Here is a 20,909-nt window from a genome sequence, read left to right on the forward strand (position 1 = left end):
GCCGTCGTCCCTGCGAAAGCAGGGACCCATACCGCGGAATTTATCGATCTCGGTTGGTCGCAGTCCCGATCGACGAATCTTCGCCCAACTGCCCCTGGGGTTATGGGTCCCCGCGTACGCGGGACGACATCGAGAGAGTCGAAGCGCCTTTCCGCCACACTCGCATATCATCAGCCCCTTCCTTGACTCCCCTCTCCTCCCCGCCCAAAACAGCGCCAAACCAAGGGAGGCCTCATGTTCAACGACCTGTTCTCGCTCAAAGGCCGCGTCGCGCTGGTGACCGGCGGCTCGCGCGGCATCGGCAAGATGATCGCGGCGGGATTTCTCAGCGCCGGCGCCGCAAAGGTCTACATCACCGCGCGCAAGGCCGGACCGTGCGAGGCGACCGCCAAGGAGCTCACCGCGCAATATGACGGCGAATGCATCGCGCTGCCGATCGACATCTCCACCATCGAAGGCTGCGACCGGCTCGCCTCCGAGATCATCAAGCTGGAGCCGAAGCTCGACATCCTCGTCAACAATGCGGGCGCGGCCTGGGGCGCGGAATTCGACGAATTCCCCGAAAGCGGCTGGGACAAGGTGATGGACCTCAACGTCAAGTCGCTGTTCTTCCTGACCAAGGCGCTGGCGAAGCCGCTGCGCGCGGCCGCAAGCGCGGAACGTCCGGCGAAGGTGATCAATATTGCCTCGGTCGACGGCATCTTCGTCAATCCGAGCGAGACCTATTCCTACGCCGCCAGCAAGGCCGCGGTGATCCATTTAACGCGGCGCATGGCGACCAAGCTGATCAAGGACAATATCAACGTCACCGCGATCGCGCCGGGCGCCTTCAAGTCCGACATGAACCGCGCCGCGCGCGACCATTCCGACGAAGTCGCCAAGCGCATCCCGGCGCGGCGCATCGGAAGCGACGAGGACATGGCGGGGGTGGCGATCTATCTCGCCTCGCGCGCCGGCGATTACGTGGTCGGCAACACCATCGCGGTCGACGGCGGCGTGGTGTATGCGAATGCGGGGCTGGAGATCGCTGGGTAGGCTTGACTGCGAATGGCGAGTAGCGAATGGCGAATAGACTATCGTTCTCTATTCGCTACTCGCCATTCACCATTCGCCGCTCCTCACGACTCGATCTTCACGTACTCGAAATCGCCCGGCTTGTTGTCGATGCCGACTTTCGGCGGCGAGATCCAGGAGGCGTACTTGCCTTGCTCGGTGACGGGCTGCATCAGCGAAGTGATGAAGTCGCCGTCGGCGGTCGATGGCAGCCACTCGTCCTTGCGCTTGGCCCAGGTGGCGTCGTCGATCAAAATGCCGTCGGGCGTCGCATGCACGTCCTTGAACTCGCCGATGTGGCGGTGGAAGGCGACGTTGGGCAGCTTGAGCTGGAACTGATACCCCGAGGTCGAGATCACCTTGTTCCAGCGCAGCATGCCCTTGACGCAGTCCTGGCTGTAATCGTCGCGCAGGCGCATGTTGAGCGCGGTCAGCGCGGGCTCGTCGACCAGCTTGATCTCGCCGTTGATCAGCTTGAGCACCGGATAGGTTGAGTTCTTGAGCTGATGATCGTCCTCGATCTGGGTCTCGTGATAGCGGCCCTTGATGCCGGCGTTGAAGGCGTTGGCCGCGTTGGTCGAGACTTCCGAGCCGAAGAGATCGAGTGACAGCGTGTAGTGCAGGTTCAGCTTCTTCTGGATGGTCGGCAGGTCAATCACCCCGAGCGCGCGCACTTTCGCGATGTCGGTGGGATCGGTGATGCCGGCCTCGCGCATCGCGTCGCAAGTGCGCTGCACGACGCGGGTGATACCGGTCTCGCCGACGAACATGTGGTGCGCTTCCTCGGTCAGCATGAAGCGGCAGGTGCGCGACAGCGGATCGAAGCCGGACTGCGCCAGCGAGTGCAGCTGCATCTTGCCGTCGCGGTCGGTGAAGTAGGTGAACATGAAGAAGGACAGCCAGTCCGGCGTCGCCTCGTTGAAGGCGCCCAGCATGCGCGGCGCGTCGGCGTCGCCGGAGCGGCGACGCAGGAGATCATCGGCTTCTTCGCGGCCGTCGCGGCCGAAATATTTCTGCAGCAGATAGACCATCGCCCAGAGATGGCGGCCTTCCTCGACGTTCACCTGGAACAGATTGCGCATGTCGTAGAGCGAGGGCGCGGTCTTGCCGAGATGGCGCTGCTGCTCGACCGAAGCCGGCTCGGTGTCGCCCTGGATCACGATCAGGCGGCGCAGCATGGCGCGATGCTCGCCCGGGACTTCCTGCCAGGCCGGCTCGCCATAATGCTCGCCGAAGGGAACGACGCGGTTCTCTTCCTGCGGCGCAAGCAGAATGCCCCAGCGATATTCGGGCATGCGGACATAGTCGAACTTGGCCCAGCCGCGCGGATCGACCGAATACGCGGTGCGCAAATAAACCAGCGATTCCTGGAAGCCTTCCGGCCCCATGTCGCTCCACCAGTCCATGTAGCCGGGATGCCAGCCTTCCAGCGCTTTGAGCACCTGGCGGTCTTCGGCGAGATTGACGTTGTTGGGAATCTTGGTCGAGTAGTCGACGTTCATGATGTTCATGTTCATGGCCGTGCTCCTTGATCGGTCTCGTGCCCCGGACGCAGTGCGGCGCGAAGTGCCGCACTGCTGAGCCGGGACCTATTGTCTGGTCCGTCTGGGTCCCGGTTGTGCGCAGCGTCACTTTGTGCCGCAGCGCGCCCGGGACACGAAGGTGGTTACACTCGCGTCATATCGAATTTCGGCTTCTGGCCGCTGCCGTAGCGACGCAGCGCGCCTTCCTCGCCGACCGCGTTGGGGCGCTGGAAGATCCAGTTCTGCCACGCCGTGAGGCGCGCGAAGATCTTTGATTCCATAGTCTCGGGACCGACGAAGCGCAGGCTCGCTTCCATGCCGGTGAGGCTGTCGGGCGAGAAGCTGGCGCGCTCCTCCAGGAACACGCGGACCTCGTCGTCCCAGTCGATGTCGTCGAGCGCGAAGGTGACGAGGCCGAGCTCCTCGGCCTGTTCGGCGTCGAGGCTGGTGCCGAGCGTGGCTTCCGCGCGCTCGACGTCGGAGGGATCGGCCTGGAAGCGCGATTGCAGCCGCGTCAGGCCATGGCTCATCGGATAGGGGCCGAAATTCATCGCGGAGAGCTCGATCGACGGCGGCGGACGGTTGTCGCCCTGGCGCGTGCCGATCAGCATGTAGGAGCGGTCGGCGGCGAAGACGAGCTCGGCGAGCGTGCCGGCAAAGCAGGAGCCCGGCTCGACCAGCGTCACCAGCGTGCGCGAGGTGACGTCGATGCGCTTGAGCACGCGCTTCCAGTAGTGCCTGATCTCGTTGACCAGCCAGTGCGCCTTGTTGGCTTCGAGGAAGGCATCGGCTGCGAGCACATGAGCGCGATCGCCATGGCTCTTGAACACCAGCATGGCGATCTCTAGCTCGTTGATGCGCAGATGCAGGATGGCATCGTCGAGCTCGCGCGCCACTTGCAGCGGCCAGAACGAGGCGTCCTGCGCCATCATGCCGTCGATGTCGGCGGGCGGCGCAGCTTCGGGGGCCTTGATCGAGATGGTAGCGATGCGGGCGGCGCGGTCGATGTCGACGGTGACGAAGCCGTAACGGATGCTGTTTTCGTCGATGACGCGCTTGAGCGGCGTCAACGCGATACCCTTGCCGCTGCCCTTGCGCTTCGATTGGCCTGCGAACTCCCTGGCGCGCTCGGCGATCCTGGCCTCGAGCTTGGAGTTCGGCGCGATCTCGTCGACGAGCCGCCATTGCACGGCGCGCTTGCCCTTCACGCCTTCCTCGATGGTGCAGAAGAAGTCGGCGTGGTCGCGGCGCACCTTGCGCTTGTCGACGACGCGGGTGAGACCGCCGGTGCCCGGCAGCACCGCGAGCAGCGGCACCTCGGGCAGCGCGACGGCAGAGGCGCCGTCGTCGGCGAGAATGATGTGGTCGGTCGCGAGCGCCAGCTCATAGCCGCCACCGGCGGCGGAGCCGTTCACCACGGTGATGAAGCGCTGGCCGGAATTCTCGGACGAATCTTCCATGCCGTTGCGGGTCTCGTTGGTGAACTTGCAGAAGTTCACCTTGTGGGCATGCGTGGAGCCCGCGAGCATGCGGATGTTGGCGCCAGCGCAGAACACGCGGTTCTTGGCCGAGCGCATCACCACGACCTTCACCTCGGGATGCTCGAAGCGCAGGCGCTGGACCACGTCCGCCAGTTCGATGTCGACGCCGAGGTCATAAGAGTTGAGCTTGAGCAGATAGCCTTCGAACAGGCCGCCATTCTCGTCGACGTCCATGGTCAGCGTCGCGACGTCGCCATCGACCGCCAGCTTCCAGTGCTTGTAGCGGGACGGTTCGGTCTGGAAATCGATGAATGTCGCGCCGCCTGCGAGGCGCCGATCTTCCCCGGCCATGGGTCATCCCTGAGCTTGATTATGCATTTTCGCTGTAGCGTTAGATGCACAATAGTGCATCTTTTCGGTCGCGTCTAGCCCTTAACGGGGCTCACATGCATTTTGTTTCATGGAGGGTTTAAGACCGCACGGTCGCTCCGAGTGCGATCCAATCCGCCTTGGAGAGGTTCGGACGGTCGAGCTTGGCTGCCAGCTGCGCGATCAGGGCCACGACCGGAAAACTCTCGACGAAGCCGTCGCCGCCCGTGGCCGCCTTGCGCGAGTTCAAGCTGCGCAGCTCCGCCAGCGCATCGCCGAACAAGCGCGCCGCCGAACGCGACTTCTGCATGCGCAGCCGCAAATTCGCGTTCGCGATGTGGATGCAGGCGCGCAGCAGAACGCGCTCGCGGCCGCCTTGGGGCGCCGCGGCCCACACCGCCTCGAGCACCTCCTGCGCCTCCCAGAAATAGCCGCGGTCGTTGAGCGCGAGGCCGTAGCGCAGCGCCGGATGCCGCGCCGGCACGTGGCCGCGGAAGGCCGACGGCACCAGCGCCTTGGCCATGTCCAGCGTCTCGGAATCGGCATCGGACGCGCCGGTCTCGCCCGGCACATGGGCCCATTGCGGCCATGGCAACGGACCGCTCACATGTGAAGGCACATTCATGGATGTGCCTCCGCATGGTCATGCGGCGTGCACCTGAAGTCCCTGATCGTCGCGCAGGGCCGCTCTTGCAAATTGCTCAATCGCGTCAAGCGTCGCCCCCGGCGCTTCACGATGCGGGGAATGGCCCGCCTCTGAAATGACTTTAATATCGACCGGACAATAGCACTCTTCCCGGGCGATTTCGAGCTGGCGCAATGTCCCATATTGGTCGTTCGCGCCCTGCAGGATCAGGACGGGGACGCGGATATAGGCGAGGTATTCGGAGATGTCCCAGTCGCGGAATTTTGGATCGAGCCAGGCGCCGTTCCAGCCGTAGAAGGCGTTGTCGACGTCCTGGTGCCAGCGCGCCAGTTTCGCCCTGAGGTCGGCGGTCTCGAACGTCGTCTTGATCGCCGCGATGGATGTCACCGAGACGTCCTCGACGATGAAATGCGGTGCGATCAGCGCAACGCCCTGAAGGCGGTGATCCTGGTGTGAACCGGCATAGATCGCCGCGATCGAGGCGCCGTCGGAATGGCCGAGCAGAAGGCCGCGCTTGAAGCCGATTGCGTCGAGCACTTTCGGCAACACGTCGAGCGCCTCGCGCTGCATGTAATCGAGCGGCCGCGGCAGCGTGACTGGACTCGACTGGCCGTAGCCCGCGCGCGAATAGGCGAAGATGCCGGCGCCGGTGGCTTGCTGAAGTCTTTCCGGGAAATCGCCCCAGAGCCCGACCGAGCCGAGGCCTTCATGCAGCATGACAATGGTGGGTGCATCCGCGGCTTGCGGCGCGAGCCATTTGCATTCGAGGCTGGCGCCGTCGATGCTGAGGAAGCCGGTGGGGGAAAGATTGGTCATGGCGTCACTCTTCTTCGCAATGAGCAGAAGGCGCTTTCCGCGCACTCAGTCGTCCAGCGGAGTTTGCGGTGGCCGCCCGACATGGCATCTGCGATTTCAATTTGCCCCTTCGCGCAGCTTGAACCGCTGGATCTTGCCCGTCGCCGTCTTCGGCAAGGACTCCACCACGTCGATCCAGCGCGGATATTTCCAGGGGCCGATCTTCTGCTTGACGTGCTCCTTGAGCATCTCCTGCAGCTCCGCCGTCGGCGCTCCGGGGCGGAGCACGACGAAGGCTTTCGGCTTCAACAGGCCTTCCGGATCGGCTTCCGGCACCACAGCCGCTTCCAGCACGGCGGGATGGGTGATCAGCGCGCTCTCGACCTCGAACGGCGAGACCCAGATGCCGGAGACCTTGAACATGTCGTCGGCACGGCCACAGAAGGTGTAGCGGCCGTCGGCGTCGCGGACATATTTGTCGCCGGTGCGGGTCCAGGGTCCCTCGAACGTACGCCGGCTCTTGTGGCGCTGATTCCAGTAGCCCTCGCCAGCGGAGGGCGCGTCGACCAGGAGCTCGCCGACCTCGCCGTCGGCGACGTTCTGCCCGGCTTCATTGACCAGCCGCACCGCATAGCCCGGCACCGGCTTGCCCGAGGAGCCGTATTTGATGTCGCCGGGCGCGTTCGAGAGAAAGATGTGCAAGAGCTCGGTCGAGCCGACACCGTCGAGAATGTCGACGCCGAAGCGCTTCTTCCAGCTGTGGCCGACCGATTCCGGCAGCGCCTCGCCGGCGGAGGTGCAGATGCGCAGCGCCTTGCCGCCACGCTCGCTCTTCATGGTCTCGTCGTTGAGCATCGCCGCGAACAAGGTCGGCACGCCGTAGAAGATCGAGGGGTTGTAGCGGTTCATCAGATCAAACATGCGCGCCGGCGTCGGCCGCTCGCTGTTGAGGATCACGCTGGCGCCGACCGACATCGGGAAGGTCAGCGCATTGCCGAGCCCATAGGCGAAGAACAACTTCGCCGCGGAGAGGCACACGTCGCTCTCGCGGATGCCGAGCACCTGTTTTGCGTAGGTGTCGGCAGTGGCCTGCAGATTGGAATGGATGTGGCGCACGCCCTTGGGCATGCCGGTCGAGCCCGACGAGTAGAGCCAGAATGCCGGCTCGTCCGGATGGGTCGCGGCCGTGGTGAACTGATCGCTCTCGCCCGCGATCTCTTCCGCGAGCTGCTTGTGGCCGTTCTGCTTGGCGCCGGAGACCACGACATGCTCGAGATCGGGCATGCGGCCGACCACGTCCTTGATGACGGGGTAGAGCGCCTCGGAGACGAACAGCACGCGGGCGCGGCAGTCGGCGAGGATGTAGGCGTATTGGTCCGCCGTCAGCAGCGTGTTCAGCGGCACCGGCACGATGCCGGCGCGGATCGCACCCAGGAACACGACCGGAAAGTCGACCGTATCCAGCATGATCATCGCCACGCGCTCCTCGCGGCGGACGCCGAGCCGGCGCAGCATGTTGGCGGCGCGGCAGGTCTGCTGCTGGAGCTCGCCATAGGTGAGCCGCGAGACGGTGTCGTCGAAGGCCAGCTTGTCGCCCCGGCCTTCGGCGACGTTACGGTCGAGCAGCCAGGTCACCGCGTTGTAGGATCCCTCGCTCACGGACTTCTCCCCCGAATTTAGAATTATAATTCATAGAAAGACACCGCGGCGGCTTGCTGTCAATGCTAGCAGGCATTATGTTTCATTAAATTGCGCCGCAGGACAACCTTCAAAAGACACCTTTTAAAGAAGGCTCATGACCGACAGTCCCGACGCCGAATCCCGCTTCCTCGAACAACTCGGCCAGCGCGTGCGCACCATGCGCGCGTTGCGCGGCATGTCGCGCAAGGTGCTCGCCAAGGTATCAGGAATCTCGGAGCGCTACATCGCGCAGCTCGAAAGCGGCAAGGGCAATGTCTCGATCGTGCTGCTGCGCCGCGTCTCCGACGCGATGGGCGCGCATCTCGAAGACCTGCTGCCGTCAGTCGATCCGACGCCGGACTGGCAGATGTTTCGCGATCTCCTGCGCAAGGCGACGCCGGCGCAGATCGCGCAGGCGAAAGATTTGCTCGCAGGCGGCAGCGCAACCGCGCCGCGCCGCGCGCCGTTCTGCGGCATCGCGCTGATCGGCCTGCGCGGCGCCGGCAAGTCGACGCTCGGACGGATGCTGGCGAAGAAGGTCGGCTGGAGTTTTGTGGAGCTCAACAAGGAGGTCGAGCAGCAGAACGGCCTCTCGGTCGCCGAGATCATCGCGCTGTACGGCCAGGAAGGCTTTCGCCGCATGGAGCAGGCGGCGCTGCAGCAGCTGCTGGCGCGCAACGAGCTGATGGTGCTGGCGACCGGTGGCGGCATCGTCTCGGAGCCCCTGACCTTCGACCAGATCCTGACCTCGTTCTACACGATCTGGCTCAAGGCCGAGCCCGAAGAGCACATGGCCCGCGTCCGCCGCCAGGGCGATCTGCGTCCGATGGCGGATGATCGCTCCGCCATGGCCGAGCTGCGCAACATCTTGCTCAGCCGCGAGCCGCTGTATTCGCGAGCGACGGCGGTGGTGGATACGGCGGGGCTTTCCGTCGATGCGGCCGCAGCGCGGCTGATCGATGCGGTGCGGCCGGTGCTGCAAAACGAAGCCCGCAGCTTCGGCCTGCGGAGTGTGGCGCTGTAGAAATGACCTCCACCGACGTCACCACCTCCATGTTCGAGCGGATCGGCGGCAGCGCCACCATCGACCTTCTCGTCGACCGCTTCTACGAGCGCATGGACACGCTACCGGAAGCACAAATCATCCGTGCCATGCACGCGAACGACCTCGGCCTGATCAGGGACGTCTTGAAGCGTTACCTCACAGAATGGACCGGCGGGCCGCGGCTCTACACCCCCGAGAAGGGCCATCCGCGGCTGCGTCAGCGGCACATCGGCTTTGCCATCGGCGATGCCGAGCGCGATGCGTGGATGCTCTGCATGCGCGGCGCGATGGAGGAGACGGTGACCGACGCCGCCGCGCGGCAGGACCTCGACAAGGCGCTGTCCGGCCTCGCCGACTGGATGCGCAACCGGTAGTGAGACGGAAGGTCAGCGCCTCGACGCAAGTCGAGAACACGCAACGTCCTCGCGCAAAGTCCGTGTATCGCGTGATTTGAGTTCCGTGCAAATCGCCTGCTAAGCTGGCGCCATGACTGACATCCTCCCCGATACGATCCGCCGCCTCTACACCGATCCCGGCGAGTACATCGACAGCGATCATCCTGCCTTGCAGCGATTTGCCGAAGGCGCCGTGCGCGCGGATGCGAGCGCGCGCGACAAGGCGAGCGTGCTCTACAAGGCGGTGCGCGACGGCATCCGCTATAATCCTTACGTCAGCATGCGCGTCGCCGAGACCTTTCGCGCCTCAAGCGTGCTCGCCGCGGGCCAGGGCTATTGCGTTGGAAAGGCCGCGCTCTATGCCGCTGCCTGCCGCGTCCATGGCATTCCCGCACGGGTCGGCTTCGCGGACGTCAAGAACCATCTCACCACCGAGAAGCTGCGGGCGAGCATGGGCACGGACATCTTCACCTGGCATGGCTTTACGGAGGTGCATGTCGACGGCGCCTGGCGCAAGGCGACGCCCACGTTCAACGATACGCTCTGCGCCAAGGTCGGCGTGGCGCCGCTCGATTTCGACGGTCACACCGATGCGCTGCTGCATCCCTTCGACGGCGAGGGCCGCGCCTACATGCAATATGTCAACGATCGCGGCACCTACCACGACGTGCCGGCGAAATTCCTGATGCGCGAGATGGCGCGGGACTATGCCAACATGCAGGGCGAGGATCTTTCGGGCCGCGACATGGAGCGCGAGGCGGAAGGGCGGTGACGAGGCGGCGTAGGGCGGATGAGCGAAGCGTAATCCGCCCTCTTCGCCAACACTTGAAAGATGACGGATTACGCCCACGGCTAATCCGCCCTACGCAGTCACAGCAGTCGCGACTGCACCGCCTCCGCGCCGTTCCGCAGCAGCGGCAGGAAACGATCGATCAATTCCTGCACCGGCACGCGGTCGACATGGGCGCCCATGTTGATCGCGGCGACGATGACGCCGTCGTAGCGGCGGACCGGGACCGAGATCGAGCGGAAATGCGGCTCGGCCTCGCGGTCGACCAGGGAATAGCCCTGCGCACGATCGGCCGTGATGCGCGCGAGCAGCGCCTTGGCGTCCGTCACGGTCTGCGGCGTCAGCGGCTCGCGCCTCATCGCCGTCAGGCGCGCGGCGAGCGCGTCATCGTCGAGCTGGCCGAGCATGGCACGGCCGACCGAGGTGCAGAAGGACGGCAGGCGGTAGCCGATCTCCAGCCCGCCCGAGAACACCCGCGCCGGGCTGCCACGGGCAATGAAAACGACGTCATCGCCGTCGAGCACCGCGAGCGAAGAGATTTCGTTCGCTGCGGTCGCAACGCCATCGAGCACGGGCTGCAGCACCGCGACGAGCTGGTTGGAGCGCAGGTAAGACGCCGCCAGCGTCAGCACGTGCGGCGTCAGCGAGAACAACTTGCCGTCGCCACTGACAAAACCGCCGCGCTGGAGCGTGAACAGCATGCGCCGCGCGGTGGCGCGCGGTAGATCGGCGGCGCGGGCGAGGTCGCTCAGTGTCATCGGACCGGCGTTCGTGCCGAAACATTGCAGCAGGCGCAGGCCGCGATCGAGGGCTTCGACAAAATCCGTCGCGCGCTCGTCCGTGTCACTTCGCTTCAGCTTGGGCATGGGTGAGGGATAATCCTGCAAAATAGTGCTTGCCGCCGATCCAAGGCATGTCATAATTCGCCCATTCGTTCAATAGGCGAACAATCGCCACTCCACAAGGATGCACACGCCATGATGAGCCAGGAGCAGAACGACCTGATCACCCGCACCGGGCCGAAGGATCCGTGCGGAAAGCTGATGCGGAGCTATTGGCAGCCGGCGGCGCTGGTGGATGAGCTCGAGGGCTCGCGGCCGATCCGCCCCGTCAGACTGCTCGGCGAGAACCTCGTGCTGTTTCGCGACGAGACGGGACGCTACGGCCTGATGGATCGCCACTGCGCCCATCGCGGCGCCGACCTCGCCTTCGGGCGGCTGGAGCATGGCGGACTGCGCTGCGCCTTCCATGGCTGGCTGTTCGACGCCACCGGCCAGTGCATCGAGACGCCTGCCGAGCCGAAGGATTCAAAGCTCTGCCAGAACATCCGGCAGCGTTCGTATCCGGTGGTGGAGAAGAGCGGCATCCTCTGGGCGTATCTTGGCGAAGGCGAACCGCCGGCCTTCCCCGAGATCGACTGCTTCGTCGCACCTGATACCCACACGTTCGCGTTCAAGGGCCACATGGCCTGCAACTGGCTGCAGGCGCTCGAGGTCGGCATCGATCCGGCGCACGCTTCCTATCTGCACCGCTTCTTCGAGGACGAGGACACTTCCACCGCCTATGGCAAGCAGTTTCGCGGCGCTTCCGCCGGCTCCGACCTGCCGATGACGAAGATCCTGCGCGAATACGACCGGCCGATCATCAATGTCGAGCACACCGAATACGGCCTGCGGCTGATCGCGCTGCGCGAAATCGACGAGGAGCGCACCCATGTGCGCGTCACCAACCAGCTGTTTCCGCACGGCTTCGTCATCCCCATGAGCACGGAGATGACGATCACGCAGTGGCACGTCCCGGTCGACGACGAGAACTGCTACTGGTACGCGATCTTCACCAGCTATGCGAACCCGGTCGACAAGAAGAAGATGCGCGACCAGCGGCTCGAGCTCTATGAATTGCCCGACTACAAGTCGCGCAAGAACAGAGCCAACGATTACTGCTTCGATCCGCACGAGCAGCAGACCGCGACCTATACCGGCATGGGCACCGACATCAACGTCCACGACCAATGGGCGGTGGAATCGATGGGCGCGATCCAGGACCGCACCAGGGAGCATCTCGGCTCGAGCGACAAGGCGATCGTGCAGTACCGCCGCCTGCTGCGGCAGGAGATCGAGAAGGTCTCCGGCGGCGAGAAGCCGATGCTGTTTTTGGACGAGGCCAATGCGCGCAGCATCCAGGGCCCCGCGACCATGGACGGCATCGGGCCGACGCGGGGCTGGGAGACCTACTGGATGGAAGTCGACGTCAAGCGCCGCCGCGGCGCGCCCTGGACCGCGCCGGTGCCGAAGGATATCGCCGACAACGTGCACAAGCTGACGGCGGCGGAGTAGTCTGTAGCACCGTCATTCTGGGCGATGCGCCAGCATCGAGCTATGGTGCGCAATTGCGCACCTGAGAATTTCGAGATTCCGGGTTCTCGCTTCGCGCGCCCCGGAATGACAGGTAGCAAGGGAGCAATCAAAGTGACTTTCGTCGCGCGTCATGCGCTGTGGTCGGATGAGCAGAAGGACGCGGCGGCGCGCATGCGGCGTCTCGTCGAGGACAAGAACCTCGAAGTCATCCGCCTCGCCTTTCCCGACCAGCACGGCATCTTGCGCGGCAAGACCATCATCGCCTCGGAGGCGATCGCGTCGCTGGAAAGCGGCTGCTCGATCACCACCACCATGCTCGCCAAGGACACCTCGCACCGCACGGTGTTTCCGGTGTTCACCGCGGGCGGCGGCTTCGGCATGAAAGAGATGGAGGGCGCGGCCGACGTGCTGATGGTCGCCGATCCCACGACGTTTCGCGTCTTGCCTTGGGCGCCGGCGACGGGCTGGGTGCTGTGTGACCTCTTCTTCGGCGATGGCCGCCCGGTGCCGTTCGCGACGCGCTCGCTCTATCGCAAGGTGCTCGACGAGCTCGCCAGCCGCGGCCACGATTTCGTTGCGGGCCTCGAGGTCGAATTTCACATCTTCAAGCTCGACGACGCGCATATGCGGCCCGAGGATGCCGGCCAGCCCGGCACGCCGCCATCGGTCAGCCTGCTCAGCCACGGCTATCAATATCTGACCGAGCAACGCTTCGATCAGATGGAGCCGGTGCTGGAGATTCTGCGCCGCGACATCGTCGCACTCGGGCTGCCGCTGCGTTCGGTCGAGGTCGAGTTCGGGCCGAGCCAGTGCGAATTCACCTTCGCGCCGCGGAAGGGGCTGGAGCCCGCCGACAACATGGTGCTGTTCCGGAGCGCCGTGAAGCAGATCGCACACCGCCATGGCTATCACGCCACCTTCATGTGCCGCCCGAAGCTGCCGAACGTGTTCGCGAGCGGCTGGCATTTGCATCAGTCGATCGTGTCGCGCGCTACGGCTGAGAACCAGTTCATGGTCAAGGACGGCACTGAGCCGCTCAGCGCGTTCGGCAGGGCCTGGCTCGCCGGCCTGCTCGACCATGCCCGCGCCTCGACCTTGTTCACGACGCCGACCATCAATGGCTACAAACGCTACCGCTCCTATTCGCTGGCGCCGGACCGCGCGATCTGGGGCCGCGACAATCGCGGCGTGATGATCCGCGTGCTCGGCGGCGCCAATGATACCGCCACGCGCCTGGAGAACCGCATCGGCGAGCCTGCCGCCAATCCCTATCTCTACATGGCCTCGCAGATTCTCTCCGGCCTCGACGGCGTCGATCGCAAGCTCGATCCCGGCCCGTCCGCCGACACGCCCTACGAGACCAAGGCGCCGCTGCTGCCGAAGAGCTTGCGCGATGCGGTCTCGGCGCTGAAGGACGATCCCTTCTTCCGCGAGAAGCTCGGGGCCGAATTCGTCGATTATTACACCCACATCAAGAACGCCGAGATCGACCGCTTTCTGTCTGAAGTGACCGACTGGGAGCACCGCGAGTATTTCGAGGTTTTTTGATACCCGACGCTTCCCGAGGGCATAGAGAGCGCTGCCCCCTCACGCCCCTGTGAAGCGACTTCGTCGCCCCCTGTTCCGACGACATCCTGGCACATCCGACGAAGCCGTTTTCCGGCGCCTCGAAAACCGCCCGAAAGACGCAGGGTCTACGATCATGGCCGTGATCAACAGTGGAGTTCGATCATGTTTGCTCAATTGTTCAGCCTGATTTATCGCTTGTCTTGCCGGGCGACGCTGATCGAAATCGGCACACACAGGCTCTCGCGCTAGCGCTCCCTGGCGGGAATTTAGGTGAGCTGGATTGGCCAGTTAGCGGTGATGACCATGCCCCTCTGTCGCGACCCGCGTGGTCCGCGAGTTGCAGCGCCACCGGATTTATTGGGCCACGGACCTTGGTTCAGGCAACCCACGCCTCGCGAAGAGACTCACCAGCGATAGCCCAGCGTAGCGATGACGGTCAGCGGGGCTCCGCGGTAGCAATATCCGACCTGGCACGTCGTGTAGTGCAGATTGAACAGGTTCTTGGCGTTGACCTGAAACGACAGGCCTTTCAACTCCCTTGCCGCCTGGCCGAAATCATATTTCAGCGCCGCGTCGACCAGGGTCACCGAGCTGTTCTTGAACGTGTTGAGATCGTCGCCATAGTTCGAGGACATGTAACGCGCGCCGGCGCCGAGGCTCAGTCCTGCGAACGGGCCTGCCAGCGGCATGGCATAGTTCGCCCACAGCGTCGCGGTGTGCGGCGGATTGCCCGACGGAAACTTGCCGATCAACGCGCTGTCTCCGGCCTGCTTGGTGACCATGTCGAGATAGGTATAGGACGCGGTGACGTCGAAGCCGCCGCCGAGGCTCGCGAGCCCCTGCAATTCGAAGCCGCGGCTTTGGATCTCGCCGCGCTGGACCGTGATGCCCGTTCCCGTCGTCACGAGGCCGCCGGTCTGGGTCAGGTCGAACAATGCAGCGGTGACGAAGCTCCGCGTCCCCGGCGGCTGATACTTGATGCCGATCTCGGTCTGCTCGCCGGTGGTCGGCTTGAAAAAGGCACCTGAGGGATCGACGCCGAGATTGGGAAAGAACGAGGTCGAATAGGCGACGTAGGGCGCAACGCCGGAATCGAACACATAGGTCAGTCCGGCGCGCCCGCTATAGGCCTGGTCGGACTGCGTTTGCCTTGTCACCGCGAACAGGTCCTCGCCGGTGGTACTGACCCAGTCGCTGCGGCCGCTCAGCGTCAGGATCCAGTGGTCGAGCCTGGCCTGATCCTGGATGTACACGCCGGACTGGGTCTGCCGCTGCCGCGTCGAGGTCGAGATCGCGGGATCGGGAATCGATTCCGGCACATAGGCCGGCGCGGCCAGATTGAGGTCGGAGACGCCGAAGCCGAAGCCCTGCTTGTCGTTGAATTTCGACGCGGTGTAGTCGGTGCCGACCAACAGCGTGTGCTGCACGGGGCCGGTCGAAAGCTTCGCCTCGACCTGGTTGTCCATGATGGCCGATTGCAGGGTGTCGTGGACATAGCCGGTATAGCGCGAGACGACGTTGTTCACGGGAGCGCCGAGAAAGCCGACATAGCGGGTGACCGCGTCGACGTCGACATAGCGGAATTTCTGGCGGACGGTCACGGCATTGTTGAACGCATGCTCGAACAAATAGCCGACGCGTCCCTGCTCCTGATCGAGCGAGTTGTAGGACGGGCTGCCCGTGAAAATGTCCGTCGCGGTCCCTGTGCCCGAAGAATAGGTGAACATGGACCCCGGCGTCTTCGATTTCTGGTAAGCGCCGAGAATCGTCAGGGTCGTCGACTGATCCGGTTTCCAGGTGACGGCCGGAGCGACATAGGTGCGATTGTCCTTGCCGCCGGGCACGAACACGTCGGCGTCGCGCACCACGCCGGTCAGCCGATACGAGAACTGGCCGTTGGGATCGATCGGCCCCGAAAAATCGAAATTGCCCTGCGCACGCTCGCGGTCGCCGAACAGCGTCTGCACCTCGTGGAACGGCTGGCTGGTCGGCAGCTTGCTCTGCAGGTCGATCAGTCCGCCGGGCGAGCCGAGACCGTAGAGGGCCGAGCTCGGCCCGCGCACCACGGTGATGCTGTCGGCGCCATAGGGTTCGGTCTTGAACACGCTGAGACCGGCGCCGACGAGACGCAAGCCGTCGAGATAGACGCCGTTGTACGTGATGTCGAAGCCGCGGATCGAGATGGCGTCGAAGCGCGGATCGTAGCCGGACGCATCGATGCGGACGCCCGGTTGATAGCCGACCGCCTCCGTCAGCGTCTGCACGGCGCGGTCGTTGAGCTCCTTGCGGGTCACGACGGAAATCGACTGCGGCGTCTCCAGCAACGGGGTGTTCGTCTTCGTGCCGGCCGAGCTGCCGCTTGCGACATAGCTGCGCTCGCTCGACGCGTTGCCGCTGCTGTCACCAGCCTCGCGCGTGTTTCCGGCTTGCGCGCCCTCGGAACTGCGCCGCGACGCGACGCGGCCACGCTGCGATTGTGAGGCGCGCTGGGCAGACTGGGCACGCGGACGCGCCTGGTTCGGTGCCTCCACCGTGACGGGAGGCAATGTCGCCGCCGTCGACGTCGAATTGGTCCCGGAGGTCTGTGCCGCCGAGGGCGTCGCGTGAAGGACTAGTCCCAAACCGGCCGCGCCGAGACCAGTTCTCACCATTCGTTCCCAGCCGGGTGTTTGCCCGTCATTCCGCGTCATCATCGTCCCCGAGTTCCGTGTTCGAACCCGGGTGTAACCAGATCGGGACGTGCGCCGCCTTTGCGCGCGCGCAAATCACCTTTGATCGCGCTTGGAGGCTTTCAAGTTCGGTGCAGTTCAGTGCAAGCTCACTGGCAGCCGCTCGGCGAGTGGCCGAAGCGCCTGCGGAACGCGGTGGCGAAATTCGCGGGATGCGCGTAGCCGACGCGATAGGCCGCCTCGGTGACCGACAACCGCTGATGAATCAGCAGATCGCGTGCGGCATCAAGCCGCTGGCGCCGCAAATAGTCGATCGCGCTCTCGCCATACGCCATCTGGAATTTCTGGTTGAAGGAGCGGCGGCTCAGCCCCGCGTTCCGCGCCAGCTCGTCGATGCTCCAGGGATAGGCGAGATCGGCATCCATCCGCTCCTTGACCGATTGCAGGCGCGTGCGCTGGAGATCGGCGGCGGGATCGACCGCGATCCGGCCGCGCTCGCCGAACAAGGCGTGGACCACGATCTCGGCGGCGTGCGCCGACAGCAACAATTGCGCGGCGCTTCCGGCGACCGGCGGCGAGAACATTTCCGCCGCAACGGCCTGCACGCGCGCCGACACCGTCAGCGATACCGTGGCCGCGCCCGCGTCGCCATCCCTGAACAGCGTCCGAAACGCGTCGCCAAATCCGAGCTCGTCGATGGAGGCCTGCGGGAGCGCCAGGCCGATCGCAGGACGCTCGTCACACCGAACCGAATGTCCCGCAGCGGCGGCTTCGCGCACGGCAATGGCCGTCATCTGCCTTTCCCCGGCTGCGCGCGTCAGAATGCCGCGGCTTGCGCTCTCGTCGAACGCGACGGAGATGAACAGGCCCGGCGCGACAATCGCGGGCCCGTCGAGACCGGCGCGAAACTCACCTCTGACGAACACGCAGCCCGGGAAATCCAGCCATTGAGCGGAAGACCCTCGCTGTGCGGCACCGATGACCTCGTCTTGAGGCCGTCCGACAATTTGATCGTAAAAGTCCCGCATCGCATCCGCTTACGCGGCGACATTGACGGCCCGCGGCGGCGTACTCAAGACCTCTGCGCCCAGTTTGGAGAGCTTCGAAACTGGCGCGCTCAGATGCCCAGATATTTGTGCTGGAGATCCGGCTCGGCCATCAGCTCGTCGGATGTGCCGCTCCACACCGTCTTGCCGCGCTCGATGATGTAATGGCGATCGCAGATGCGGGCGAGATGGTCGACGTTCTTGTCGACGACCAGGATCGACTGTCCGCGGCTCTTGAGCAGCGACAGGCAGTGCCAGATCTCCTCGCGGATCAGCGGCGCGAGGCCCTCGGTCGCTTCGTCCAGAATCAGAAGCTTCGGATTGGTCATCAGCGCGCGGCCGATCGCGAGCATCTGCTGCTCGCCGCCGGAGAGCTGGTTGCCCATGTTGGTCGCGCGCTCGGCGAGGCGCGGGAACAGCACGTAGATCGCCGCCAGCGTCCAGGGATTGGAGCTGCCGAAGCGATCGGCGGCGGCCGCCACGAGATTTTCGCGCACGGTGAGGTTCGGGAAGATCTGGCGTCCCTCGGGAACGAGACCGACGCCGAGTTTTGCAATCCTGTAGGACGGCAGCTGCCGTACTTCAGTGCCAGCAAACCGGATCGCGCCGGCGCGCGCCGGCGTCAGGCCCATGATGGAACGGATCGTGGTGGTCTTGCCCATGCCGTTGCGGCCCATCAGCGAGACCATCTCGCCCGGCTTGATTGACAGCGACAGGCCGAACAGCACCTGGGAGAGGCCGTAGCAGGTCTCGATGCCGTCGACGTCGAGCAGCGTGTCAGCCATGATGCGTCACCACATGCTGGTCGCCGAGATAGGCGCGCTTGACGTCTTCATTGGCCCGGATCGCGGCTGGATCGCCGGAGGCGATGACGCGGCCATAGACCAGCACCGAGATGCGGTCGGCCAGCGCGAACACCGCCGGCATGTCGTGCTCGACCAGCACGATCGAGACCTCTTTCCGCAGCTCCTGCAGCAGCTTCACCATGCCCTGGGATTCCGTGACGCCGAGGCCGGCCATGGGCTCGTCGAGCAGCAGCAGTTTCGGCTTGCTGGCGAGCGCGACCGCAAGCTCGATCTGGCGTCGCTCGCCATGGCTGAGCTTGGAGACCAGGACATCGGCGCGATGAGCGAGACCGACGCGATCGAGCGCGGCATGGGCGGCATCGCGCAGACCCTTCTCCTTGCGCGCATCGGCGAAGAAGCGGAACGAGGTGCCGGCATGCGCCTGCGCCGCCAGCGCGACATTGTCGGCAGCGGTGAAATCGAGCAGCAGCGAGGTGATCTGGAACGAACGGGCAAGGCCCAGCGCACAGCGGCGATAGGCCGGCAAGTAGGTGATGTCGCGCCCCGCCAGCGAGACGCTGCCGGAATGCGGCTCCAGATGCCCGGTGAGCTGGCTGATCAGCGTGGTCTTGCCGGCACCGTTCGGGCCGATGATGGCGTGCAGCTCGCCCGCCGCGACATCGAGCGAGACGTTGTCGGTGGCGATGATGCCGCCGAAGCGGCGCACAAGCTTCTCGACGCGGAGCAGGGGTTCAGCCACGGCCAGCCCTCCCGAGCAGGCCCATGATGCCGCCGCGGCCGAACAGCACGATCAGCAGCAGCAGCGGGCCCATGATCAGCGCCCAATATTCGGTGATCTGCGACAGGAACTCTTCGAGCAGCAGGAACACCACCGCGCCGATGATCGGGCCGAACAGCGTGCCCATGCCGCCCAGGATCACCATCACCATGAGGTCACCGGAGCGGGTCCAGTACATCACGGCCGGGCTGACGAAATCGGTGTTGTTGGCGAGCAGCGCGCCGGCGAGCCCGCACATGGTCCCTGAGATGACGAAGCAGACGAGCTTGTAGCGCTTGGCGGGAAAGCCGATCGCCTGCATGCGCTGCTCGTTGGAACGCAGGCCCTGCACGACGAGGCCGAAGCGCGAATTGACGATGCGCCAGATCAGGAAGACGACGCCGAGCAGGCAGGCGAGGCAGAGATAGTAGAACTGCGTGCGGTTCGAGAGGTTAATCAACCCGGAGAAGTCGCTGCGCTTGTAGACGGTGAGGCCGTCATCGCCGCCGTAACGCGCAAGGCCTGAGGCGACGTAATAGGCCATTTGCGCGAAGGCCAGCGTGATCATGATGAAATAGACGCCGCGGGTGCGCAAAGAGAGCGCGCCGATCACCAGCGCATAGATGGCGGAGGCCGCGAGCGCGACCGGGAACTGGATGAAGCCGGACCCTATGCCTTCCTGCGCGAGCATGCCGACCGCGTAGCCGCCGATGCCGAGATAGGCGGCGTGGCCGAAGCTCATCATGCCGCCAAAACCCATGATGAGGTTGAGGCTCGCGGCCGCCAGCGCCAGGATGATGATGCGGGTGAACAGCGTCAGGATGAAGATGTTGCCGCTAAGCTGCGAATAGAGCGGCAGCAGCAGGAGGCCCGCCAGCATCAGGGCCGTGACGGCCTTGCTCACAGTCAAACTCTTCATCGGCGATTGGCCGGAAACAGCCCCTCCGGCCGCACCACCAGCACGATCGCCATCAGGAGATAGATCAGCATGGAGGACAGCGCGGGCGCGGCGGTGGAGGCGGCGGCGCCGCTCAAGATCTGCCGGAGCAGATTGGGCAGGAAGGCGCGGCCGAGCGTGTCGATCATGCCGACGAAGATCGCGGCGAGGAACGCGCCGCGGATCGAGCCGATGCCGCCGATCACGATGATGACGAAGGCGAGGATCAGGATGTTCTCGCCCATGCCGATCTGCACGGTGAGGATCGGCGCCTGCATCAGCCCGGCCAATCCGGCGAGCGCCGCACCGAGGCCGAACACCAGGGTGTAGAGCAGCTTGATGTTGATGCCGAGCGCACCGATCATCTCGCGGTTGGAGGCCCCTGCCCGGATCAGCATGCCGATGCGGGTGCGCATCACGCCGAGATAGAGCAAGAGCGCCACCAGCAGTGCCACGACGATGATGGCGAGGCGATAGGCGGGATAGTGAATGCCGGGCAGGATCGGCACCGGCACCGTGAGCCAGGCCGGCAGCGGCAGCGCGAGGCCCGCCGGGCCCCAGATCAGCCGCACGGCTTCGTTGAAGAACAGGATCAGGCCGAAGGTTGCGAGCACATGGTCGAGATGGTCGCGGCCGTAGAGATGCCGCAGCGCGCTCATCTCGAGCACGATGCCGAGCACCAGCGTCGCGCCCAGCGCCAGCAGCGCGCCGAGCAGGAAGCTGCCGGTCCACGCCGCGAAGGTCGCGGCGAAATAGGCGCCCATCATGTAGAGCGAGCCGTGCGCGAGGTTGACGAGATCCATGATCCCGAACACCAGCGTCAGGCCGGCGGCGAGCAGGAACAGCAGCAGGCCGAACTGCAATCCGTTCAGGAACTGTTCGACGACGAGCAGCATCAGGACTCTTTCAGGCGCATACGGACGCGCGCCGATGTTCGAACACAGTCGCCATCAGTGAAAGAGCTCCCCCTGCCTCATCAAGGCGGAAAAAT

General features: G+C 64.7%; 18 protein-coding genes. 6 read left to right on the forward strand and 12 right to left on the reverse strand.

Going from position 1 to position 20,909, the window contains the following annotated elements; all coding sequences use genetic code 11:
• The first annotated feature begins 234 nt into the window (after positions 1-234).
• Positions 235-1,035 (forward strand): SDR family NAD(P)-dependent oxidoreductase, encoded by an 801-nt coding sequence (locus tag XH83_RS33815; protein WP_194404884.1) that lies wholly within the window; start codon positions 235-237, stop codon positions 1,033-1,035.
• Positions 1,036-1,118: 83 nt separating this feature from the next.
• Here the strand turns inward: XH83_RS33815 and boxB are convergent, their stop codons facing one another.
• The 5 genes from boxB to XH83_RS33840 all read right to left on the reverse strand — a co-directional run bounded on the left by boxB (position 1,119) and on the right by XH83_RS33840 (position 7,526).
• On the reverse strand, positions 1,119-2,570 hold the full coding sequence (gene boxB / locus XH83_RS33820) for a benzoyl-CoA 2,3-epoxidase subunit BoxB (RefSeq protein ID WP_194404885.1): 1,452 nt from the start codon (positions 2,568-2,570) through the stop codon (positions 1,119-1,121).
• Positions 2,571-2,719: 149 nt separating this feature from the next.
• Positions 2,720-4,408: a 2,3-epoxybenzoyl-CoA dihydrolase gene (gene boxC / locus XH83_RS33825; RefSeq protein ID WP_194404886.1), complete on the reverse strand. Its 1,689-nt coding sequence runs from the start codon at positions 4,406-4,408 to the stop codon at positions 2,720-2,722.
• Positions 4,409-4,526: 118 nt separating this feature from the next.
• Entirely contained in the window at positions 4,527-5,051 is a 525-nt protein-coding gene (locus XH83_RS33830; RefSeq protein WP_194404887.1) for a DUF309 domain-containing protein, read from the reverse strand.
• An 18-nt stretch (positions 5,052-5,069) separates the two neighbouring features.
• Positions 5,070-5,888: an alpha/beta fold hydrolase gene (locus XH83_RS33835; protein WP_194404888.1), complete on the reverse strand. Its 819-nt coding sequence runs from the start codon at positions 5,886-5,888 to the stop codon at positions 5,070-5,072.
• Between the two features lie 96 nt (positions 5,889-5,984).
• Complete coding sequence (locus XH83_RS33840) at positions 5,985-7,526, reverse strand: benzoate-CoA ligase family protein (protein WP_194404889.1); 1,542 nt, start codon at positions 7,524-7,526, stop codon at positions 5,985-5,987.
• A 136-nt stretch (positions 7,527-7,662) separates the two neighbouring features.
• On the opposite strand from XH83_RS33840, the gene XH83_RS33845 reads away from it, so the two are divergent.
• The 3 genes from XH83_RS33845 to XH83_RS33855 all read left to right on the forward strand — a co-directional run bounded on the left by XH83_RS33845 (position 7,663) and on the right by XH83_RS33855 (position 9,759).
• The gene (locus tag XH83_RS33845; protein ID WP_194404890.1) at positions 7,663-8,571 is read left to right on the forward strand and encodes a helix-turn-helix transcriptional regulator; all 909 of its coding nucleotides are present in this window, start codon (positions 7,663-7,665) and stop codon (positions 8,569-8,571) included.
• Positions 8,572-8,573: 2 nt separating this feature from the next.
• Entirely contained in the window at positions 8,574-8,966 is a 393-nt protein-coding gene (locus tag XH83_RS33850) for a group II truncated hemoglobin (protein ID WP_194404891.1), read from the forward strand.
• Positions 8,967-9,078: 112 nt separating this feature from the next.
• Complete coding sequence (locus tag XH83_RS33855) at positions 9,079-9,759, forward strand: transglutaminase family protein (protein ID WP_194404892.1); 681 nt, start codon at positions 9,079-9,081, stop codon at positions 9,757-9,759.
• A 98-nt stretch (positions 9,760-9,857) separates the two neighbouring features.
• Here XH83_RS33855 and XH83_RS33860 read toward each other — a convergent pair whose 3' ends face one another.
• Positions 9,858-10,643, reverse strand: coding sequence for an IclR family transcriptional regulator C-terminal domain-containing protein (locus tag XH83_RS33860; protein ID WP_194404893.1), 786 nt, complete (start codon positions 10,641-10,643; stop codon positions 9,858-9,860).
• A gap of 111 nt (positions 10,644-10,754) precedes the next feature.
• Between XH83_RS33860 and XH83_RS33865 the strand changes: the two genes are divergently transcribed.
• Together XH83_RS33865 and XH83_RS33870 are read left to right on the forward strand one after the other, a co-directional pair.
• On the forward strand, positions 10,755-12,113 hold the full coding sequence (locus XH83_RS33865) for an aromatic ring-hydroxylating dioxygenase subunit alpha (RefSeq protein ID WP_194404894.1): 1,359 nt from the start codon (positions 10,755-10,757) through the stop codon (positions 12,111-12,113).
• Between the two features lie 132 nt (positions 12,114-12,245).
• Positions 12,246-13,682, forward strand: a complete 1,437-nt coding sequence (locus XH83_RS33870) for a glutamine synthetase family protein (protein ID WP_194404895.1) — start codon at positions 12,246-12,248, stop codon at positions 13,680-13,682.
• Positions 13,683-14,107: 425 nt separating this feature from the next.
• Here the strand turns inward: XH83_RS33870 and XH83_RS33875 are convergent, their stop codons facing one another.
• From XH83_RS33875 to XH83_RS33900, 6 genes are all read right to left on the reverse strand, one after another.
• Complete coding sequence (locus tag XH83_RS33875; RefSeq protein WP_246776374.1) at positions 14,108-16,354, reverse strand: TonB-dependent siderophore receptor; 2,247 nt, start codon at positions 16,352-16,354, stop codon at positions 14,108-14,110.
• A gap of 167 nt (positions 16,355-16,521) precedes the next feature.
• On the reverse strand, positions 16,522-17,298 hold the full coding sequence (locus XH83_RS33880; protein ID WP_246776375.1) for a helix-turn-helix transcriptional regulator: 777 nt from the start codon (positions 17,296-17,298) through the stop codon (positions 16,522-16,524).
• Between the two features lie 191 nt (positions 17,299-17,489).
• A complete protein-coding gene (locus XH83_RS33885; RefSeq protein WP_194404897.1) occupies positions 17,490-18,203 on the reverse strand; it encodes an ABC transporter ATP-binding protein in 714 nt (237 codons plus the stop codon).
• Entirely contained in the window at positions 18,196-18,963 is a 768-nt protein-coding gene (locus XH83_RS33890) for an ABC transporter ATP-binding protein (RefSeq protein WP_194404898.1), read from the reverse strand. Before XH83_RS33890 ends, XH83_RS33885 begins: the two co-directional genes overlap by 8 nt.
• Positions 18,956-19,900 (reverse strand): branched-chain amino acid ABC transporter permease, encoded by a 945-nt coding sequence (locus XH83_RS33895; RefSeq protein ID WP_194404899.1) that lies wholly within the window; start codon positions 19,898-19,900, stop codon positions 18,956-18,958. The genes XH83_RS33890 and XH83_RS33895 overlap by 8 nt, the downstream gene beginning before the upstream one ends.
• Entirely contained in the window at positions 19,897-20,814 is a 918-nt protein-coding gene (locus XH83_RS33900) for a branched-chain amino acid ABC transporter permease (RefSeq protein WP_194404900.1), read from the reverse strand. Before XH83_RS33900 ends, XH83_RS33895 begins: the two co-directional genes overlap by 4 nt.
• Between the last annotated feature and the right edge of the window lie 95 nt (positions 20,815-20,909).

The sequence above is a fragment of the Bradyrhizobium sp. CCBAU 53351 genome, assembly GCF_015291745.1.
In the GTDB taxonomy this organism is placed as follows: domain Bacteria; phylum Pseudomonadota; class Alphaproteobacteria; order Rhizobiales; family Xanthobacteraceae; genus Bradyrhizobium.

What these genes read in the sequence shown, in the direction of transcription:
- XH83_RS33815 (WP_194404884.1), top strand. Translation starts at nt 235, where the DNA reads ATGTTCAACGACCTGTTCTCGCTCAAAGGCCGCGTCGCGCTGGTGACC.
- boxB (WP_194404885.1), bottom strand. Translation starts at nt 2,570, where the DNA reads ATGAACATGAACATCATGAACGTCGACTACTCGACCAAGATTCCCAAC.
- boxC (WP_194404886.1), bottom strand. Translation starts at nt 4,408, where the DNA reads ATGGCCGGGGAAGATCGGCGCCTCGCAGGCGGCGCGACATTCATCGAT.
- XH83_RS33830 (WP_194404887.1), bottom strand. Translation starts at nt 5,051, where the DNA reads ATGAATGTGCCTTCACATGTGAGCGGTCCGTTGCCATGGCCGCAATGG.
- XH83_RS33835 (WP_194404888.1), bottom strand. Translation starts at nt 5,888, where the DNA reads ATGACCAATCTTTCCCCCACCGGCTTCCTCAGCATCGACGGCGCCAGC.
- XH83_RS33845 (WP_194404890.1), top strand. Translation starts at nt 7,663, where the DNA reads ATGACCGACAGTCCCGACGCCGAATCCCGCTTCCTCGAACAACTCGGC.
- XH83_RS33850 (WP_194404891.1), top strand. Translation starts at nt 8,574, where the DNA reads ATGACCTCCACCGACGTCACCACCTCCATGTTCGAGCGGATCGGCGGC.
- XH83_RS33855 (WP_194404892.1), top strand. Translation starts at nt 9,079, where the DNA reads ATGACTGACATCCTCCCCGATACGATCCGCCGCCTCTACACCGATCCC.
- XH83_RS33860 (WP_194404893.1), bottom strand. Translation starts at nt 10,643, where the DNA reads ATGCCCAAGCTGAAGCGAAGTGACACGGACGAGCGCGCGACGGATTTT.
- XH83_RS33865 (WP_194404894.1), top strand. Translation starts at nt 10,755, where the DNA reads ATGATGAGCCAGGAGCAGAACGACCTGATCACCCGCACCGGGCCGAAG.
- XH83_RS33875 (WP_246776374.1), bottom strand. Translation starts at nt 16,354, where the DNA reads ATGGTGAGAACTGGTCTCGGCGCGGCCGGTTTGGGACTAGTCCTTCAC.
- XH83_RS33885 (WP_194404897.1), bottom strand. Translation starts at nt 18,203, where the DNA reads ATGGCTGACACGCTGCTCGACGTCGACGGCATCGAGACCTGCTACGGC.
- XH83_RS33895 (WP_194404899.1), bottom strand. Translation starts at nt 19,900, where the DNA reads ATGAAGAGTTTGACTGTGAGCAAGGCCGTCACGGCCCTGATGCTGGCG.
- XH83_RS33900 (WP_194404900.1), bottom strand. Translation starts at nt 20,814, where the DNA reads ATGCTGCTCGTCGTCGAACAGTTCCTGAACGGATTGCAGTTCGGCCTG.